The following is a 19,050-nucleotide window of genomic DNA, read 5'->3' as shown; positions in this document are numbered from 1 at the left end:
AATGGGAAAATATATTGATTTAACTACAGAAAATTTTGCACAAGCAAAAGAAGGTGTGGCTTTAGTCGATTTTTGGGCTCCATGGTGTGGACCTTGCAGAATGCTTGCTCCGGTAATTGATGAGCTTGCTAATGATTTTGATGGCAAAGCTAAAATTTGCAAAGTTAATACAGATGAACAAGGAGATTTAGCTACACAATTTGGTGTAAGATCTATACCTACTATTATTTTCTTTAAAGATGGTGAAATTGTTGATCAGCTAGTTGGAGCCCAGTCTAAACAAGCTTTATCAGATAAGTTAAACTCTCTCTTGTAATTTAAAAGTCGCTTTTAGCGACTTCTACTATATTTTACTATTTAATAATTTTTATTATTTATAATTAAAGAAAAATTTGTATAATAACTACAAACAAAATTACAAGGAAAATATTTATGTTGGATTTAGCTATTATAGGTGGAGGACCTGCCGGACTAAGTGCGGGCTTATATGCTACAAGAGGTGGATTAAAAAAAGTTACTATGTTTGAAAAGGGTATGCCAGGAGGACAAATTACTTCAAGTTCTGAGATAGAAAATTATCCTGGAGTTGCTCAAGTTTTAGATGGAATTTCTTTTATGACACCTTGGAATGAACAATGTATGCGTTTTGGTTTAAAACACGAAATGGTAGGAGTTGAGCAAATTAGTAAAAATTTAGATGGTAGTTTTACTGTAAAACTTGAAGGTGGAAAAAGTGAACAAGCAAAAGCAGTTATTGTTTGTACTGGATCTACCCCACGTCGTGCTGGCTTTAAAGGAGAGAACGAATTTTTTGGCAAAGGTGTAAGCACGTGTGCAACTTGTGATGGATTTTTTTATAAAAATAAAGAAGTTGCAGTTTTGGGTGGGGGAGATACGGCTTTAGAAGAAGCATTGTATCTAGCTAATATTTGCTCAAAGGTGTATTTAATTCATAGAAGAGATGAGTTTAGAGCAGCACCTTCAACTGTAGAAAAAGTAAAAAATAATGAAAAAATAGAATTAATCACTAATGCAGTTGTTGATGAAGTTTGCGGTGATAATATGGGTGTTAATAAAGTCAAGGTAGTATTTAATGATGGATCTAAAAGAGAACTTGATGTGCCTGGAATCTTTACTTTTGTTGGATTAAATGTAAGAAATGAAATTTTAAAACAAGATAATGGTAAGTTTTTGTGTGCTATGGAAGATGGTGGTCAAGTGAGTGTTGATCTTAAAATGCAAACTAATATTGCAGGATTGTTTGCAGCAGGCGATTTAAGAAAAGATGCTCCAAAACAAGTAATATGTGCAGCAGGTGATGGTGCTGTAGCAGCATTAAGTGCTTTGGCTTACATAGAAAATTTATCAGTCTAATTTTAATTTTTGTCTATTTTAATAAGAATTTGTTAAAATAGACATTTTAGTATGTGCACTATATTTATATAATTAAATTATGCTATAAGAAGAATTCTTGCAAATTTTTTTTAGACTAATATTATAAATTTTCTAGCTTTATTTAATATCACTATCAAAAGTAAAAATCCATATTTGATTGTCATTTTTTTCCTTAGGTTCTATAAAAAAGACAGCATCTGTTTTTTTGTTTTTGTAGTAAAGTTCTTTTCTATCGATATCATAAGAGTAGTTTTTAATTTTACTTTTTTTATGCTCGTTATTAACAATTCCAGTTTTTATCCCAAAGTCATTATCCCCGATAATTGCTAACGTTTTATTGTTAATTAAAGCAATTCCCTCGGCCTTTTCAATATCCCAACCATAGTCTCTTAAATTAAGAAGTAATTTTTTTTCTATAGTCTTTAATTTTTTTATATTATTAAATTCTAAATCTTCTGTATTTGGAATTTCACTAGCATTTTTTAAATCTATAATATAAATAAGATTTTGCATTATTCCATTTTGTTTTCCTTGTTCTATTATTAAAAATTTATCTTCATTTAAAAAAGTAATAGCTCCTATTTTGGCATCCGAACTATTTTTATATCCATTTCCAATTTCATAAGCATACATTTTGCTTAATTTGTTTTTTGGATTAAATTTTACAATTCTTATATATTTTGAATTTTGATTGTTTATATTTAAAACACTTTGCATTGCAAATATAATTTCTTCTTTATTGTTGATACTAATAGCTTCTATGCCGTTATTTAATTTTCTATTGTTTAAGATACTTGGTAGTATATCATTTGGAGAATACTTCTCTAATATATTACCTTTTGAATCTACTTTTATTATATAAGGACCATATTCATCACTAATCCAAAAATTCCCATTTTTGTCTACACTTATGCCTTCTGTATCTAAACCATTTTTATCATAATTTAATTCTTTAAAATTAAAGTCTAATCCTAATTCTGTATTATTTAAATTTGTCTTATTCGGTATTCCACTTACTTTTACACCATCTTGTTTTAAATTTATTTCTTTTTTTATATAGGCTTTATCTTTTTCTAATACCAAAAGTGCTATAGAAGGTGTAAAATCAGGAATGGGAAAAAATTTAGCTTCATAAAGTGAGTTTTTTTTGATAATTTTTGGTGCTTTTGTATTAGGACCTCTATCACTAATGACCCAAAAAGTTAAATTTCCTTTTTGATCCAATCCTTTAAAAAAAAGATCAGAGCCATAACTTGATGATATTTTTTTATTTAACTGTTTTGATTCTATGATAAATTTTTCAATATTTACATCAGCAGCATTTGTAAAAATACAAAAAAAAATAATGCACAAAAAAATTTTCACTTGAAATCTCCTATCTGATAAAATACTATAATAATATAATTATGAATTAATATTATTATAGTATATTTTTATATGCTATTATATCTAAATATAATATAAAGGTTTATAAGAAATGATAAATATTGGAATTCATGGAAGCAATGGACGTATGGGGAATCAAATAAGACTTTGTTTAGAAGATGATGAACATGCAAAAGTTGGTGCATTGTTTGATCAAGGATCAAATTACGAAGATTTTTTTAATAAATGTGATGTAATTATTGATTTTTCAACTCCAAAAGGTTGTGAAGGTTTGCTTTCATATGCAAGAAGTAATCCAAAGCCTTTGGTAATAGGTACTACGGGCTTGGATATTAAACAAAATGAGTTAATGCAGAGTGCAAGTATTACTATGCCTATATTGTATGCCACTAATATGTCCTTAGGAGTGGCAATTTTAAAAAAACTTTCTTATTTAGCAAGCCAAGCTTTAAGGGAATTTGATATAGAAATACTAGAAATGCATCATAATAAGAAAAAAGATGCTCCAAGCGGTACGGCAATAACTTTAGCTCGAAGTGTTGCTAAAGCTAGAAATTTAGATTTAAAGAAGGTTATGGTTAGTGGAAGAGAAGGAATTATTGGAGAAAGAAGCAAAGATGAAATTGCAGTTGTAAGCCTACGAGGTGGAGATATAATAGGCTCTCACAGAGTTGGTTTTTATAATGAAGGCGAGTTTATAGAATTAAATCATACAGCAACTTCAAGAGCAACTTTTGCAAAAGGTGCAATAAAATGTGCAAAATGGTTGATTAATCAAGAAAATGGTTTGTATGATATAGATGATTGTTTAGGAATTTAAATGTGTGCAGTGGTTGGAGTGATTAATTCAAAAAATGCAAGCACAATAGCTTATTATGCTTTATTTGCTATGCAACATCGTGGACAAGAAGCGAGTGGAATTAGCGTAAGCAATGGTTTAAATATAAAAACATATAAAGCCAAAGGTGAGGTGGGGCAGATTTTTAACACTCAAATCCTATCGCAATTACAAGGTGGTATAGCTATAGGACATAATCGTTATTCAACCGCTGGAAGTTCTTCTTTGCATGATGCACAGCCAATTGCTGCGACTTGTTCTTTGGGTGATATTTCTTTGGTACATAATGGTAATTTAATCAACAAAGAAGAAGTCAGAAAAGAGCTTATTGAAAATGGTGCTATCTTTCATTCTAATATGGATACAGAAAATGTTGTACATTTAATAGCTAAAAGTAAAAAAGAAACTTTAAAAGATAGATTTATAGAGAGTTTAATGCAAAGTAAAGGTGCATATTGTTTTATACTAGCTAGTAAAAATCAACTTTTTGTAGCAAGAGATCCATATGGTGTTAGGCCTTTGTCATTGGGGAGATTAAAAGATGGTGGATATATTGTAGCAAGTGAAACTTGTGCTTTTGATTTGATAGAGGCTGATTTTATTCGTGATATTAAACCTGGAGAAATGTTAATTTTTACACAAGGCAATGATAATTTTGAAAGCATTCAAATTTTTAATGAAGCAAATTCTAGAATTTGTGCATTTGAATATATATATTTTGCTAGACCTGATAGTATTATAGAAGGTAAAAGTGTATATGAAGTGCGTAAAAAAATGGGTGAAACTTTAGCTAAAAAATTTAAAGAAAAAGTGGATTTTGTAGTACCTGTTCCTGATAGTGGAGTGAGTGCTGCTATAGGCTTTGCACAACATTTAAAAATTCCACTTGAAATGGCAATAGTAAGAAATCATTATGTTGGAAGAACCTTTATAGAGCCAACTCAAGAAATGAGAAATTTAAAAGTTAAACTCAAGTTAAATCCTATGAAAAAAGTTTTAGATGGTAAAGATATAGCTATAATTGATGATAGTATAGTAAGGGGTACAACTTCTAAGAAAATTATTGCACTTTTAAAACAAGCAGGTGCTAGAAAAATTCATCTAGCTATTGCTTGCCCTGAGATTAAATTTCCAGATATTTATGGTATAGATACCCCCACTTTTGAAGAATTAATTTCAGCTAATAAAAATATTGAAGAAGTTAGAAAATACACAGGTGCAGATAGTTTAACATTTTTAGACATTGATGAGCTTATATCAAGTATAGGTGCTGAAAGAAAGTACTCTTTGGTTAGTTTTGATGGGGATTACTTTATTAAGTAATCCTTATTTGCATTTTAGCTGTTTAAAGATTTTGTAGCTTTGAAAATGAGGTGGTAATGCTACTTCAAAAGAAAAGTCTTTATATGTATGACCCAATAGTTGGTTTGCTATATTCACACTATATGAAATGTCTCTTTTTCTTTGATTTGCTTTTTTTATACTATCAAAATTCTGCTGATTAAAAATTTCTCCACTAATTTCATGTTTTTTATTATCATCTATAATTCTGAGTTCTAAAAAGCACTCTGAAATTTTAAAATTAGTATCATTGGTTACTCTACCTTTTACAATAATACTTTCGGTTGTTAAACGTCTATATGTTGAGAAATTACTTAGACTAGCTTTCTTTGTATATTGATCTATAGTTAGCAATAGAGAAATAGTTAAAATTAAAGCCAACATAAAACTTATAGTGCAAAAAATAATCATATGTTTTTTATTTTGTATTTTTAAATAGAGTAAAATCCAAGTTAAAATAGTTGAAATTAGCATGATAAAAATAATTAGAATATGAAAAAAAGTAAAAGATCCCATTAAAAACACTTTGAATTAATTTTTATATCAAACTTTTGATCATTTTTAAAATCGGAAAATTTTGTTTTTAAATTAATAGTTTGATTTGGTGTAATAGTTTTTTCTACAACGGTTGATTTGCTTCTTAAGGGTTTTAAAGTATGTAATATTTTTTGTAAGGTATTACTATCATCTATTTTTTTAAAAACCTCAACTTTTATTTTGCAATATTTAAAATTTTTTTTAGAAGTGTTTGTTAAGCTATAATTAATACTTAATGAATTATCATAAACGAAATATTGAACATCATCTAAACTAGTAATTCTAGATCTGATTTTGGCATCAATAAGAAAATAACCTAAATAAGCAATACTAGCAGAACATAAAATTCCCAATAAAATAACAATAAAAGCAAATATAGGTTTATTTCTAATAACTAAAGCGACAAATAAAGTGATAATGAAAAAAAATATAACTAGGGATGCCAATAAAAAATCAATTAAATGCAAATGAGTAATGTAAAAAGTCATTTGCTCTCGAATATATTGGGCATTCATTATCACTCTTTTTTTAATTTGTTATTGAACTTGTCTTTTTATTATCTTTACTATCTATCCAAATATTTGGTACAGCTCCACCAGGTGTTAAGAAAATTTTTGCATCTTTATTTACTTTTAGGGCCTCGTTAAACTGCTTTTGAGTTTCAATTTGTTTTAAATCAAGCAAAGGGTTATTTAGACTTTTTGCAATTTCTTTATTTGAATATGCTTGTGCATCAGCTTCTATTTTTACAGCACTTGCTCGACCTTTAGCACTTATAATAGTCGCATTTGCTTCCCCTTCGGCTAAAGCTGCTTTTTTAAGTGCTTCTTGATTTGCTCTTTCAACTTCATATTTAGTTCTTTCGGCTTCTTGCTTAGCAATTTGTACTCTTTCGATTTGTTCTTTTACTTTAATAGGCAAGATAATTTCTCTAAGTTGAACAGCTTGAAGTTCTGCTGGTTCATTTGGTTGACTTTCTATAGTTTTTCTAATACCTTGATCAATTTGTACTGCTATAGTATTACGATTTGTTGGGAGTTCTTCCGCAGTATATTGACCTACTACATTTCTTACTACATCTCTAACAACAGGATCAATGATTTTGTTTTCCCAATTTAAACCCCATGTTGCTATAGTCTGAGGAACTTGTAAAGGGTTTAATCTATATTGGACTGTTACATCAATGGATACAGGTAAACCTCTTGAATCAAGTACTGAAATACTATTTTTATTTACAACTCCAGATCCTATTTGCAAATTTTCATTTACACCTTCTATGGAGGCATAGTTGATTTGTCTTACTCTAGTGTCTACTATAGTAATTTTTTGCAATATTGGCATAAAAAAATGAAGTCCAGGTTCTAGGGGAGTTGGACTATATTTACCTGTAGTAGATTTAATTCCCATTTCTCCTGAATTTACAATTGCAAAAGGTTTAAAAAGTGCAAAAATTAAAATAATTGTAATTGCACTATAAATAAGTGGAGAAAATTTCCCAAAACCTTTGAAGTTAAATTCTGGTGTCTTGAAATTAAAATTTTGTTTATTATTTTGATTGTTTTTCTTATTAAAATAATCATTCAAATCAGCTGGCATTTAATTCCTTTTTATATATAAGTTAACATAGAAGCATATTTTTCATTGCGTCCATAAACTACATCAAAATACGCATTTTGAAGCTTTGTTGTTAGCTCACCTCTTTTTCCATTCCCAATAATTCTTGCATCTATATTATTAATCGGTGTTATTTCTGCTGCGGTTCCTGTGAAAAATGCTTCATCAGCTACATAAACTTCATCTCTTGAAATTCTTTGACGCATCACATTTACACCTAGATCGTGTGCAATTTTTAAAACCATATCTTGAGTGATACTTTTTAATGAAAAATCATTTGGCGGAGTGATTAATTTACCATCTTTAACCATAAAAAAGCATTCACCTGTTCCTTCTGCTATAAAACCTTCTTCATCAAGCATTAATGCTTCTTCATATCCTGCTTCGATAGCTTCATACTTAGCCATTTGAGAATTTAGATAATTTGCACTTACTTTTGCCTTACCTAGGCTAGATTTAACGCTATTTCTAGCAAAAGAAGAAATTTTAACCTTAATACCTTTTTCTAAACCTTCTTCACCTAAATACGCACCCCATTCCCAAGCAGCAATAGCCACTCTAACAGGAGCTTTAGCGTGATAAACCCCCATAGTGCCATCACCTAAAAAGATTAGAGGTCGCAAATAAGTGTTATTTTGAAAATCATTTGCTCTTAAAAGCTCAATTTGTGCATTTTCAAGTTCTTCTTGAGAAAAAGGAGAATTGATTAAAGTGATTTTTGCAGACTCTAAAAGTCTTTTGGTGTGCTCTTTTAATCTAAAAATTGCTAAACCATTTTGTGTTTTATAAGCTCTTGTTCCTTCAAAAACTGCGTTTGCATAATGTAATGAATGTGTTAAAATATGAACCTTTGCATCATCAAAATCAATGATTTTTCCATCTATCCAAATTTTTTTTGCTTTAATCATAAATAAGCCTTTATCAAAAATAAAACTAATTTTATCAAAAATATACTAATAATTGCTAGAATATAGTAAAATTCTTCATTGTTTAAAAATTAAGGAAAGTTAATGCCAATTATAAGTATTAAATTAGCTAAACCAGAATTTAGCAAAACTCAAAAAGAAGAGTTAATAGGAGATATTACAGAACTTTTGTACACAAAATATAATAAACCAAAACAAAATATAGTCATAATATTAGAAGATATTGAACCATGCAATATTGCTTTTGGTGGTAAAAGTGTAGAAAAATTAAGAGCAGAGGATAAAAAATGAAAGAATTACAAATTGGTGATAAAGCTCCTGTTTTTGAGCTTTTAAATCAAGATGGAGTTAAAATTTCTTTAAGTGATTTTTTGGGCAAAAAAATTATCTTGTATTTTTATCCAAAAGATAATACCCCAGGTTGCACTACACAAGCTTGCGAGTTTAGTCAAAATTATGAGGAATTTCTAAAACAAAATACTGTTGTCATAGGTATTAGTCCAGATAGTATAAAGTCACATGAAAATTTTATAAAAAAGTATGATTTAAAGCATATTTTGTTAAGTGATGGTGAAAAAGAAATTTGTAAACTCTATGGTGCTTGGGGTTTGAAGAAGAATTATGGTAAAGAATATGAAGGACTTATAAGATCTACTTTTATAGTTGATGAAAATGGAAATATTGTAAAAATATATAAAAATGTAAAAGCTAAAGATCATGCTTTTAAGGTGTTAAAAGAATTATGCTAGTGCATATTTGCTGTAGTGTGGATAGTCATTATTTTATACAAGAATTAAGTAAAGCCTATCCTGATGAAAAAATCATCGGGTATTTTTATGATCCAAATATTCATCCATATAGTGAGCATGAGCTTAGATTTTTAGATGTTAAACGCAGTTGTGATAAACTAGGTATTAAACTTTATAAAGGTGAATATGAGTACGAAAAATGGCTTGAAAGTGTAAAGGGCTATGAAGATGAGCCTGAAAAAGGCGCAAGATGTCAAATTTGTTTTGATTTTAGAATGCAAAAAAGTGTTGAGTTTGCACAGAAAATAGGCGAAAAAAAAATAACTACAACTCTTTTAGCTTCTCCTAAAAAAGATTTAGAACAACTAAAATTAGCATTGCAAAGAGAATGTGATAAATTTGATATAGAGTTTTTAGCACTAGATTTTCGGAAAAATGGAGGAACACAAAGACAATTTGCTCTAGCTAAACAAGATATGCTTTATCATCAAAATTATTGTGGATGTATTTATGCACTTTCTAAACAAAAAGGTAAAAAAGCCTTTATGGATGAGCTTATGAGTCCTATAAATAAACAAATATTACCATCAAGTATAGAAGAAAAAATCAAATTTTACAATCAAGTAAAAAAATTAGAAAAAAAAAGTATTAAATTTGAAATTCAAAGAGAGAAATTTTTAAATTACCGTTTGCTAAGGGCTTTGATAAAACAAAACAAACAAGCCATAAAAGCTCATGTTTTATTTTATTCACATTTTAAAAATTCTTATACTAAATTTAGTATTTTAGATGAGAATTTAAAGTACTATAAAAGTGTAAAAGATGAGATAAATTTATGGAGTTTTAAGTATTTTAACACTTTATGTAAAGCAAAATTTAAAAATTTTGATGATTTTTTGCAAAATCCTTTAAAAGTTGAGCAAGAAATAAAAATAAGACAGAAACATTTTGGTATTTATAATCTTTCGCCAGTAATTATCGTAGAAGATATTTCCAAAGGTACATATGAATTTCTAGCAAAAAGTGAAATTTATTTTGATAGTAAAGAAATAATTGTAAAGTTATAAGACTTAATTAATCTGTTAATATTTTTTTTGTAAAATCTAAATTTTGAATACATTATTAAGGCTAATTTTTATGATAGATGTTATGCAAATTCAAAAAATTTTACCACATAGGTATCCATTTTTGCTTATAGATAAAATTGTAGAATTAAAAACCAAAGAAGTTGTTAGAGGTTATAAAAATATTAGCATAAGTGATCATGTTTTTATGGGACATTTTCCTGATCATCCGATTTATCCAGGTGTATTGATTTTGGAAGGTATGGCACAAACAGGTGGTGTTTTAGCGTTTGAAAGCATGGATGATAAAGTAGATCCAAGCACTAAAGTAGTATACTTTACAGGCATTGATAATGCTAAATTTAGAAATCCTGTGCGTCCAGGTGATAGACTTGATTATGAAATGAGCGTTGTAAAAAATCGCGGAAATATGTGGATTTTTCAAGGAAAAGCTTTTGTAGATGGACAATTGGTAGCAGAAGCTGAATTAAAAGCTATGATAGTAGATAAATAATGAGTAAAATTCATCCAAGTGCAGTTGTAGAAGATGGAGCTATTATTGCAGATGATGTTGTGATAGAAGCTTATGCTTATGTTGGAAAAAACGCTAATATAGGCGCTAATAGTGTTATTAAGCAAGGTGCTAGAATTTTACCCAATGTCATTATTGGTGAAAATTCTAAAGTTTTTTCTTATGCTATAGTTGGGGATATTCCACAAGATATTTCCTACAAAGATGAAATAAATTCAGGTGTTATTATAGGTAAAAACGCAGTAATTAGAGAATTTGTTACCATCAACTCAGGAACAGCCAAAGGAGATGGATTTACAAGAATAGGCGATAATGCTTTTATAATGGCTTATTCACATATTGCGCATGATTGTATTTTAGGAGATAATATTATTTTAGCAAACAATGCCACTTTGGCAGGTCATGTTGAGCTTGGAGATTATACAGTTGTTGGGGGGCTTACTCCGATTCATCAATTTGTCAAGGTAGGTGAAGGTTGTATGATAGCAGGGGCAAGTGCACTTTCTCAAGATGTGGTCCCTTTTTGTTTAGCAGAAGGTAATCGTGCAAGTATTAGAAGTTTGAATTTAGTAGGCATTAGAAGACGTTTTGATAAAGACGAAGCAGATATTTTAAGTAAAGCCTTTAAAATTTTATTTAGACATGGTTCTTTAAAAGAAAATGCCTTAAGATTATTAGAAGAAACTCAAAGTAGTAATGTTAAAAAAATGTGTAATTTTATCTTAGAAACAAAAAGAGGAATTCCTATTTATAAGGAAAAAAATCATGGTTAAAAGATGTAGTTTTTGCAATGAAATAGAAACAAGTGAAAGAAGAATTTTAGTAAATGATTATAATAATGCCTTTATATGCGAATATTGTGCTGAGAGTGCTTGTAATATTTTCTTTGGAGAAGAAAAAGAATTAAAAAATAAAGAAATAGATAAAGAAAATTTTAAAAATATTACTCCTAAAGAATTAAAAGCATATTTAGATAAATATGTAATAGGTCAAGATAGGGCTAAAAAAATTTTTAGTGTAGGGGTGTATAATCACTACAAAAGGCTTTTTAGATCTGACTTAGAAGATGATGATACAGAACTAGCTAAATCAAATATTTTATTAGTAGGCCCAACAGGGAGTGGAAAAACTTTACTAGCACAGACATTAGCAAGATTTTTAGATGTACCTATTGCGATTTGTGATGCGACTTCTTTAACTGAAGCAGGTTATGTGGGAGAAGATGTTGAAAATATCCTTACTCGTCTTTTGCAAGCTGCTGATGGAGATGTACAAAGAGCACAAAAAGGGATTATATTTATCGATGAGATCGATAAAATCGCAAGAATGGGTGAAAATCGCTCCATTACAAGAGATGTAAGCGGTGAAGGTGTACAGCAAGCTTTACTTAAAATCATCGAAGGATCTTTAGTAAATATCCCACCAAAAGGTGGTAGAAAACATCCAAATCAAGATTTTATACAAATAGATACAACTAATATTTTATTTGTGTGTGGTGGGGCTTTTGATGGTATTAGTGATATCATTAAAAGAAAACTAGGCGATAATGTCATGGGCTTTTTTACTGATGATAAAAAGGATGAAAAAGAAGCCTTGCTTCAAAGACTAGAGCCTGATGATTTGGTACATTTTGGGCTTATCCCTGAACTTATAGGAAGATTACATGTACTAGCTTCCTTAGAAGAGCTTGATGAAGAAAGTATGGTGCGTATTTTAACAGAGCCAAAAAATGCTATTATTAAACAATATCAAAAACTTTTTGCCATTGATAATGTGGAATTAAAATTTGAAGATGAAGCATTAAGAGAAATTGCTAAACTTTCGTTAGAGCGTAAAACAGGTGCTAGAGGTTTAAGAAGTATCATTGAAGAGATGATGGTAGATTTAATGTTTGATTTGCCAGAGTATTATGGCTATAATATAATTATTACTAAAGAAGTAATTAAAGAAGGTGCTAAACCTTTATTTATAAAAAATAAAAAAGTTAAAGGCTGAGAATGATTTTAGATCAAATAATTGGATTTTTTTCGAGTGACATGGGGATTGACTTAGGTACTGCAAATACTTTGGTTTTGGTAAAAGATAAAGGTATAGTGATTGATGAACCTTCAGTTGTTGCAGTAGAACGTGAAAGATACGGTAGAGTTAAAATTTTAGCTGTTGGTAAAGAAGCTAAGGAAATGGTAGGAAAAACTCCAGGTAATATCGAAGCAATTCGTCCTATGAAAGATGGAGTGATTGCGGATTTTGATATGACTGAAAAGATGATCCGTTATTTTATAGAAAAAACTCATAGAAGAAAATCTTTTTTAAGACCTAGAATTATTATTTCAGTGCCTTATGGTTTAACTCAAGTTGAAAGAAAAGCAGTTAGAGAAAGTGCTTTAAGTGCGGGAGCTAGGGAAGTGTTTTTGATAGAAGAGCCTATGGCTGCTGCTATTGGGGCAAATTTACCAATTAGAGAGCCTCAAGGAAGTTTAGTAGTGGATATTGGTGGAGGTACAACTGAAATTGGTGTTACTTCTTTAGGTGGACTTGTTATTTCAAAATCAATCCGCACAGCAGGCGATAAACTTGACACTAGTATAGTAAACTATGTAAAAGAAAAATACAATCTTGTTATAGGTGAGCGAACAGGAGAAGAAATTAAAATTACTATAGGATCAGCAGTTCAACTCCCAAAAGAACTTTCTATGGTAGTTAAGGGTCGTGATCAAGTAACAGGATTGTTAAATAGGATAGAGCTAACAAGTGAAGATGTAAGAGAGGCTATGCGTGAGCATTTGAAAGAAATTGCTGATGCTTTAAAAATCGTTCTTGAGATGATGCCACCTGATCTTGCTGCAGATATTGTTGAAAATGGCGTTGTTTTAACAGGTGGTGGAGCTTTAATACGTGGTCTTGATAAATATCTTTCAGAAGTAGTTAAGCTTCCAGTTTATGTAGCAGATGAGCCACTTTTAGCTGTTGCAAAAGGTACAGGCAAGGCTTTAGAAGAAATTTCTTTATTGCATCAGCTAACCAATGAAGAGTAAAATCCTTAGTATACTGATTTTATCTTTTTTGGTATTTGTTTCGTTTTATTATGGAGATATAATAAAACAAAATGTTTTAAAATTAAATATTGTTATTATTGATCAATTTTCGAAAAATATTGATTTTTTGAAATTTAAATTTAATGAATATCTTAATCAAGCTCAAGAAATTAGAAATCTAAGAGAAAGAAACGCAGAACTTGAAAAAAATAATATTTATATGAAAAATTTTGCAAATGAATTAAATAATATTTTAAATGATAAAAACTCAAGCTTTTATTATCCTAATGTGGTTTTGGTAAAAGCTACTTCATATGCTCAAATTAGTGACTATCATAAGGTATGGCTTGATATTGATTATAAAGGCAAAATAAAAGGTTTGATTTATAATGGCTATACTGCCGGAATAGTAGTAGAAAAAAATGGCAGAGCTTTGGGGCTTTTGCAAGGTGATGAAGAATGTGTTTTTTCTGTTTTTATAGGTAAAAACCAGGTTCCTGGTGTTGCTCATGGTAGGAACAATTATATATTGGTTAAATATATTTCTAAGTGGCTCGAGCTTAAAATAGGAGAAAAAGTTTATACAAGTGGATTAGATGAAATTTTCTTTTCAGGAATTCCTGTTGGGGAAATTTTTAAAATAGAAGAAGAAGGTGCCTACCAAAACGCTTATGTTAAACCTTATGTAAAAACAAAAGTACCAAATTATTTTTATATGGTAGAAAACTAATTTTCCTTATTTATTTTGTTAATTTCAACTTTTAAAAAACTAATATTTGTTATAATTTGGCTAAAAATTTAGCTTAGGAAATCATAATGCCAAAAAGAACAGATATAAAAAATATACTATTAATAGGCAGTGGACCTATAGTTATAGGTCAAGCTTGTGAGTTTGATTACTCAGGAACTCAAGCAGCTAAAACTTTAAAAGAGCTAGGTTATAGAGTAGTTTTGATAAATTCTAACCCTGCTACGATTATGACAGATCCTGAATTTGCTGATGCAACATATATAGAACCAATTACCAAAGAAAGTATTTTAAATATAATCAAAAAAGAAAAGATTGATGCGATTTTACCTACTATGGGTGGTCAAGTAGCACTTAATGTTGCTATGGAAGTTTATGAAAGTGACGAGCTTGGAGATGTAAAATTTTTAGGAGCAAATCCAGAGGCTATTAAAAAAGGCGAAGATAGACAAGTTTTTAAAGAATGTATGAAAAAAATTGGTATGGATTTACCAAAATCTATGTATGCATATAACTATGAAGAAGCTTTAAAAGCAGTTGATGAGATAGGTTTTCCTTTGATGATTAGAGCTTCATTTACTCTTGGGGGTGCGGGAAGTGGTGTGGTATATAATATGGATGAATTTGCAGAACTTGCAAACACTGCTTTAGCACTAAGTCCTATCCATGAAATTTTGATTGAAGAAAGCTTGCTTGGCTGGAAAGAATATGAAATGGAGGTAATTCGTGATAAAAATGATAATTGTATTATCGTTTGTTCCATTGAAAATATTGATCCTATGGGAGTGCATACAGGCGATAGTATAACCATAGCACCAGCTTTAACACTTACTGATAAAGAATATCAAGCAATGCGTAATGCTTCATTTGCAATTTTAAGAGAAATTGGCGTTGATACAGGTGGATCAAATGTGCAATTTGCTGTCAATCCAACTAATGGTAGGATGATAGTTATTGAAATGAATCCTAGAGTTTCAAGATCTTCAGCCCTAGCTAGTAAAGCAACAGGTTATCCCATAGCTAAAGTTGCAACGCTTTTAGCAGTTGGTTTTAGTTTGAATGAAATTAAAAATGATATCACAGGAACCCCTGCTTCTTTTGAGCCAGTGATTGATTATATAGTAACTAAAATTCCTCGTTTTACTTTTGAAAAATTTCCAAATGCAAGCACTGAACTTGGCACTGCAATGAAAAGCGTGGGTGAAGTTATGGCGATAGGGCGTACTTTTAAAGAAAGTATACAAAAAGCACTTTGTTCACTTGAGAGAAATTTAAGTGGTTTTAATGTAATAGATTGTGATAAAAACGAATTAATTACAAAAATTCGTCACGCGAATGAAAAACGTTTACTTTATATAGCACAAGCTTTTAGAGAAGGTTTTAGCACACAAGAGCTTTTTGAGCTTTGCAAAATAGATCCTTGGTTTTTAAATCAAATCAAAGAAATAGTGGAATTTGAAAATCAAATAGATATGGATATTTTAAGCAATAAACAACTATTAAGAAAAGCTAAAACCTTAGGTTTTTCAGATAAAAAAATTGCTAGCTTGATTAATCAAAAAGATAATCTCGAGCTTAGTCAAAACGATATTTATTATGCAAGAATTAAACATAAAATCATCGCTCAATATAGCGAAGTAGATACTTGTGCGGGCGAATTTGAAGCATTAACTCCGTATTTGTATTCAAGCATTAATGCAAATGAAGCTACGCAAGTAAAAGAAAATAAAGATAAAAAAGATAAAAAAGTAATGATTATAGGTGGTGGGCCAAACCGCATAGGACAAGGTATTGAGTTTGATTATGCTTGCGTACATGCCTCTTTTGCTCTAAAAGATATGGGTGTAAAAACTATAATGTATAATTGCAACCCAGAAACGGTTTCAACTGATTATGATACAAGTGATATTTTATATTTTGAACCTATTGACTTTGAACATTTAAGAGCAGTTGTTGATAGAGAAAAGCCAGATGGAGTAATCGTACATTTTGGTGGTCAAACTCCACTTAAATTTGCAAAACGCCTTAGTGCTTTTGGAGCAAAGATTATAGGGACAAGTGCAAGAGTGATAGATTTAGCTGAAGATAGAAAGAAATTTGCCAAATTTATTGAAGATTTAGGTATAAACCAACCTAAAAATGGCACAGTCATAAGCGTAGAAGAAGCAATTATAAAAGCAAATGAGATAGGTTATCCTGTACTTGTTAGACCAAGCTATGTTTTGGGTGGTCGTGCAATGCGTGTAGTGCATGATGAGAGTGAGCTTAGACTTTATATGCAAGAAGCAGTAGATGTGAGTGATAAATCTCCAGTGCTTATTGATCAATTTTTAGATAATGCAACCGAACTTGATGTAGATGCAATAAGTGATGGTAAAGAAGTCTATGTAGCAGGTATTATGGAACATATTGAAGAAGCAGGAATTCATTCAGGTGATAGTGCTTGTTCTTTACCTGCTGTAAATATTGATAAAACTATGCTTGAAATGATTGAGCAAAAAACCAAAGATATTGCTTTGAATTTAGGCGTAATTGGACTTTTAAATATACAATTTGCTATTCATGAAAATAAACTTTATATGATAGAAGTAAATCCAAGAGCAAGTAGAACCGTGCCCTTTGTGAGTAAAGCTACAGGAATTCCTTTAGCTAAAGTTGCAACACGTGTAATGTGGCAAGGAAATTTAAGAGAAAGTTTAAATTTTTATGACACTTTTAAGGTGGTAGAAGAAAAAAATGGAATTTTAAGAGCTAAACAACCAAAACATATTAGTGTAAAATCAGTAGTATTTCCTTTTGCAAAACTTAGCGGAAGCGATCTTGAGCTTGGGCCTGAAATGCGTTCAACTGGTGAGGTTATGGGTATTAGTAAAGATTTTGAAAATTCATATGCAAAAAGTCAAATAGCTTCTTCAAATTTCTTACCAGAAAGTGGAAATGTTTTTTTATCTTTAAGAGAACAAGATAAAAAATACGCAGTAGATTTAGCAAATGAGTATATTAAGCTAGGTTTTAAAATTATAGCGACTAGCGGTACTTATAAAATACTGCAAGAATCAGGTTTGGAATGTGAATTTATCCATAAGATTTCAGAAGGACGTCCAAATGTGGAAGATAAAATTAAAAATTCACAAATTCATCTAGCTATAAACACAAGTGATGAAAATAGTTTTAAAGATGATACTAAAAAAATTAGAGCTAATATTTTACGCTTTAAAACACCTTATTTTACAAACCTAAGGGCAGCGTATGCAGGTGCTAAAGCGATTAAAGCTATACAAAATAAATCATGTCTTGAAGTAAAGAGCTTGCAAGAGTATTTAAAATCATGATCTATCTAGCCCAAACTGATACAACAGCAGGGTTTTTAAGCAAAGATTTAAAAGCCCTTAATGTTTTAAAAAAAAGATCTTTAAACCAAGATTGTTTGATTACCACAGCTAAATTTAGTGAGCTTAAAAAACTTACAAGAGTACCAAATCATTTTAAAAATACTATTAGAAAATCTAAAAAAACTACTTTTTTATATTCCAATTCTAAAGCAATTCGTGTTGTAAAAGATTGTAATCACGAGAGATTTTTAAAGCAATTTGACTGGCTTTATTCTACTTCAGCAAACATTCATGGAAAAGAATTTAATTTAAAATGGGCTATGCAAAACGCAGATAAAATTGTAGATAAAAACTTTTCTGAAAGCAGTGCCTCAAAGATTTTTAAGCTAAGAGGCACAAAGAAAATTAAATTGCGTTAATTATTTTTCTACAGGCCAAAAGATTTTTGGTTCTTTACCTAGTCTTGCTTCACCATGATACATTCCAAGTTTATCTTTGGTCCACGCATATCCTACTTTTCCATTTTTATCTATTGAAATAATTCCGCCTGTTCCACCAAGTTTGGCAACTTGTTTTATAGTTTCTTCAGCTGCTTTTTGTACTGAAAGTTTTTTATACTCATATAAAGAAGCTACTTCGTGTGCTGCAGCTACTCTTATATAAATATCGCCAGTTCCTGTACAAGATACTGCTACAGAATCATTGTTTGCATAATTTCCAGCTCCTATGATAGGAGAATCTCCTATACGACCTGTCATTTTATTAGTAGTTCCACCTGTGCTTGTACCCGCTGCCAAATTACCATTTTTATCTAAAGCTATCGCTCCTACTGTGCCTAAATAAGGCTCTGTGCTTATTCCTAAATGAGCTTTTGCTTTATCACTATCTAGTAATACTTCTTTACTTTTTTTAGCTTCTTGTAACTGTTTATATCTATGGTCAGTATAAAAATATTTTTGCCCAACTATTTCTAGACCATGTTTTTTAGCTAATTTGTCAGCACCTTCTCCTGCTATTAAAGTGTGAGGTGTTTTCTCCATAACAAGTCTTGCTGCTTCTATAGGATTTTTAATGGTTCTTGCCATAGCAATTGCTCCAGCTTTTAAATTTTTTCCATCCATTAAAGAAGCGTCAAGTTCATTATATCCATCAGAAGTAAAAACAGCACCTTTTCCCGCATTAAATTCAGGACTATCTTCCATAACTTTAATAGCGGCTATTACCGCATCAATTGAACTTCCACCGTTTTCAAGTATTTTTTGTCCAGCTTTTAGTGATTCTTTCATCACTTTTTCTCTTTTAGCAAATTCTTCTTTGGTTAAACCTAACCCACTTGTTCCACCATGTATTACAATGATAGGTTCAAAGCTTTTTGCAAAAACATTACTACTTGATAAAAATACCAAACTAGCTAATACTAGTAAAGATTTTTTGCTACATGCTAAAAATTTCATTACTCCTCCTTTTTTAAAATCTTATAATTTTATAACAATGTAAATTAAATATAAATTAATATTATTAAATTTATTATAAATTAATTACTAAATAATTTT

Annotated in this window: 20 protein-coding genes; 14 read left to right on the top strand and 6 right to left on the bottom strand. The window is 30.1% G+C overall.

The window, feature by feature from the left end; genetic code table 11:
- Position 1 precedes the first annotated feature (1 nt).
- Positions 2–316 carry a thioredoxin gene (trxA, locus tag CAQ16704_RS07090; protein WP_039667530.1) on the top strand — a complete coding sequence of 105 codons (315 nt, stop codon included), beginning with the start codon at positions 2–4 and terminating at the stop codon, positions 314–316.
- Between the two features lie 116 nt (positions 317–432).
- The gene (gene trxB, locus CAQ16704_RS07085; RefSeq protein ID WP_039667529.1) at positions 433–1,374 is read left to right on the top strand and encodes a thioredoxin-disulfide reductase; all 942 of its coding nucleotides are present in this window, start codon (positions 433–435) and stop codon (positions 1,372–1,374) included.
- 138 nt (positions 1,375–1,512) lie between these two features.
- Here the strand turns inward: trxB and CAQ16704_RS07080 are convergent, their stop codons facing one another.
- Complete coding sequence (locus tag CAQ16704_RS07080; RefSeq protein ID WP_039667528.1) at positions 1,513–2,760, bottom strand: phytase esterase-like protein; 1,248 nt, start codon at positions 2,758–2,760, stop codon at positions 1,513–1,515.
- Between the two features lie 112 nt (positions 2,761–2,872).
- On the opposite strand from CAQ16704_RS07080, the gene dapB reads away from it, so the two are divergent.
- Positions 2,873–3,601 carry a 4-hydroxy-tetrahydrodipicolinate reductase gene (dapB, locus tag CAQ16704_RS07075; RefSeq protein WP_039667527.1) on the top strand — a complete coding sequence of 243 codons (729 nt, stop codon included), beginning with the start codon at positions 2,873–2,875 and terminating at the stop codon, positions 3,599–3,601.
- Entirely contained in the window at positions 3,602–4,942 is a 1,341-nt protein-coding gene (purF, locus tag CAQ16704_RS07070) for an amidophosphoribosyltransferase (RefSeq protein WP_039667526.1), read from the top strand. It abuts the gene before it with no gap.
- A 3-nt stretch (positions 4,943–4,945) separates the two neighbouring features.
- Here purF and CAQ16704_RS07065 read toward each other — a convergent pair whose 3' ends face one another.
- Genes CAQ16704_RS07065 through ilvE form a run of 4 tightly spaced genes read right to left on the bottom strand, consistent with a single transcriptional unit; the run spans position 4,946 to position 8,019 of the window.
- On the bottom strand, positions 4,946–5,476 hold the full coding sequence (locus tag CAQ16704_RS07065; RefSeq protein WP_039667525.1) for a DUF2393 domain-containing membrane protein: 531 nt from the start codon (positions 5,474–5,476) through the stop codon (positions 4,946–4,948).
- Complete coding sequence (locus tag CAQ16704_RS07060) at positions 5,476–6,012, bottom strand: DUF2393 domain-containing membrane protein (protein ID WP_039667524.1); 537 nt, start codon at positions 6,010–6,012, stop codon at positions 5,476–5,478. The genes CAQ16704_RS07065 and CAQ16704_RS07060 overlap by 1 nt, the downstream gene beginning before the upstream one ends.
- A 13-nt stretch (positions 6,013–6,025) precedes the next feature.
- Positions 6,026–7,093 carry a prohibitin family protein gene (locus tag CAQ16704_RS07055; RefSeq protein WP_039667523.1) on the bottom strand — a complete coding sequence of 356 codons (1,068 nt, stop codon included), beginning with the start codon at positions 7,091–7,093 and terminating at the stop codon, positions 6,026–6,028.
- Between the two features lie 11 nt (positions 7,094–7,104).
- Complete coding sequence (ilvE, locus tag CAQ16704_RS07050) at positions 7,105–8,019, bottom strand: branched-chain-amino-acid transaminase (protein ID WP_039667522.1); 915 nt, start codon at positions 8,017–8,019, stop codon at positions 7,105–7,107.
- A 102-nt stretch (positions 8,020–8,121) separates the two neighbouring features.
- On the opposite strand from ilvE, the gene CAQ16704_RS07045 reads away from it, so the two are divergent.
- The 10 genes from CAQ16704_RS07045 (at position 8,122) to CAQ16704_RS07000 (ending at position 17,916) form a co-directional block, all read left to right on the top strand.
- Complete coding sequence (locus CAQ16704_RS07045; protein WP_039667521.1) at positions 8,122–8,328, top strand: tautomerase family protein; 207 nt, start codon at positions 8,122–8,124, stop codon at positions 8,326–8,328.
- Complete coding sequence (gene bcp / locus CAQ16704_RS07040) at positions 8,325–8,786, top strand: thioredoxin-dependent thiol peroxidase (protein ID WP_039667520.1); 462 nt, start codon at positions 8,325–8,327, stop codon at positions 8,784–8,786. The genes CAQ16704_RS07045 and bcp overlap by 4 nt, the downstream gene beginning before the upstream one ends.
- Positions 8,780–9,853 (top strand): epoxyqueuosine reductase QueH, encoded by a 1,074-nt coding sequence (locus CAQ16704_RS07035; RefSeq protein ID WP_039667519.1) that lies wholly within the window; start codon positions 8,780–8,782, stop codon positions 9,851–9,853. The genes bcp and CAQ16704_RS07035 overlap by 7 nt, the downstream gene beginning before the upstream one ends.
- 70 nt (positions 9,854–9,923) lie before the next feature.
- On the top strand, positions 9,924–10,364 hold the full coding sequence (gene fabZ / locus CAQ16704_RS07030) for a 3-hydroxyacyl-ACP dehydratase FabZ (RefSeq protein WP_039667518.1): 441 nt from the start codon (positions 9,924–9,926) through the stop codon (positions 10,362–10,364).
- A complete protein-coding gene (gene lpxA / locus CAQ16704_RS07025; protein ID WP_039667517.1) occupies positions 10,364–11,155 on the top strand; it encodes an acyl-ACP--UDP-N-acetylglucosamine O-acyltransferase in 792 nt (263 codons plus the stop codon). The genes fabZ and lpxA overlap by 1 nt, the downstream gene beginning before the upstream one ends.
- Positions 11,148–12,377 carry an ATP-dependent Clp protease ATP-binding subunit ClpX gene (gene clpX, locus CAQ16704_RS07020; RefSeq protein ID WP_039667516.1) on the top strand — a complete coding sequence of 410 codons (1,230 nt, stop codon included), beginning with the start codon at positions 11,148–11,150 and terminating at the stop codon, positions 12,375–12,377. Before lpxA ends, clpX begins: the two co-directional genes overlap by 8 nt.
- A 2-nt stretch (positions 12,378–12,379) precedes the next feature.
- Entirely contained in the window at positions 12,380–13,417 is a 1,038-nt protein-coding gene (locus CAQ16704_RS07015; RefSeq protein ID WP_039667515.1) for a rod shape-determining protein, read from the top strand.
- On the top strand, positions 13,407–14,147 hold the full coding sequence (gene mreC / locus CAQ16704_RS07010; RefSeq protein WP_039667514.1) for a rod shape-determining protein MreC: 741 nt from the start codon (positions 13,407–13,409) through the stop codon (positions 14,145–14,147). Before CAQ16704_RS07015 ends, mreC begins: the two co-directional genes overlap by 11 nt.
- Positions 14,148–14,233: 86 nt before the next feature.
- Positions 14,234–17,497 (top strand): carbamoyl-phosphate synthase large subunit, encoded by a 3,264-nt coding sequence (gene carB, locus CAQ16704_RS07005; RefSeq protein WP_039667513.1) that lies wholly within the window; start codon positions 14,234–14,236, stop codon positions 17,495–17,497.
- Positions 17,494–17,916 carry a hypothetical protein gene (locus CAQ16704_RS07000; protein WP_039667512.1) on the top strand — a complete coding sequence of 141 codons (423 nt, stop codon included), beginning with the start codon at positions 17,494–17,496 and terminating at the stop codon, positions 17,914–17,916. Before carB ends, CAQ16704_RS07000 begins: the two co-directional genes overlap by 4 nt.
- Here CAQ16704_RS07000 and CAQ16704_RS06995 read toward each other — a convergent pair whose 3' ends face one another.
- Entirely contained in the window at positions 17,917–18,951 is a 1,035-nt protein-coding gene (locus tag CAQ16704_RS06995; protein WP_039667511.1) for an isoaspartyl peptidase/L-asparaginase family protein, read from the bottom strand.
- Positions 18,952–19,050: the final 99 nt, after the last annotated feature.

The organism is Campylobacter sp. RM16704 (assembly GCF_000816245.1).
In the GTDB taxonomy this organism is placed as follows: Bacteria; Campylobacterota; Campylobacteria; order Campylobacterales; family Campylobacteraceae; genus Campylobacter_D.
Note: the sequence above shows the minus strand (reverse complement) of the source record. Positions and strands in the feature narration are given on the sequence as shown.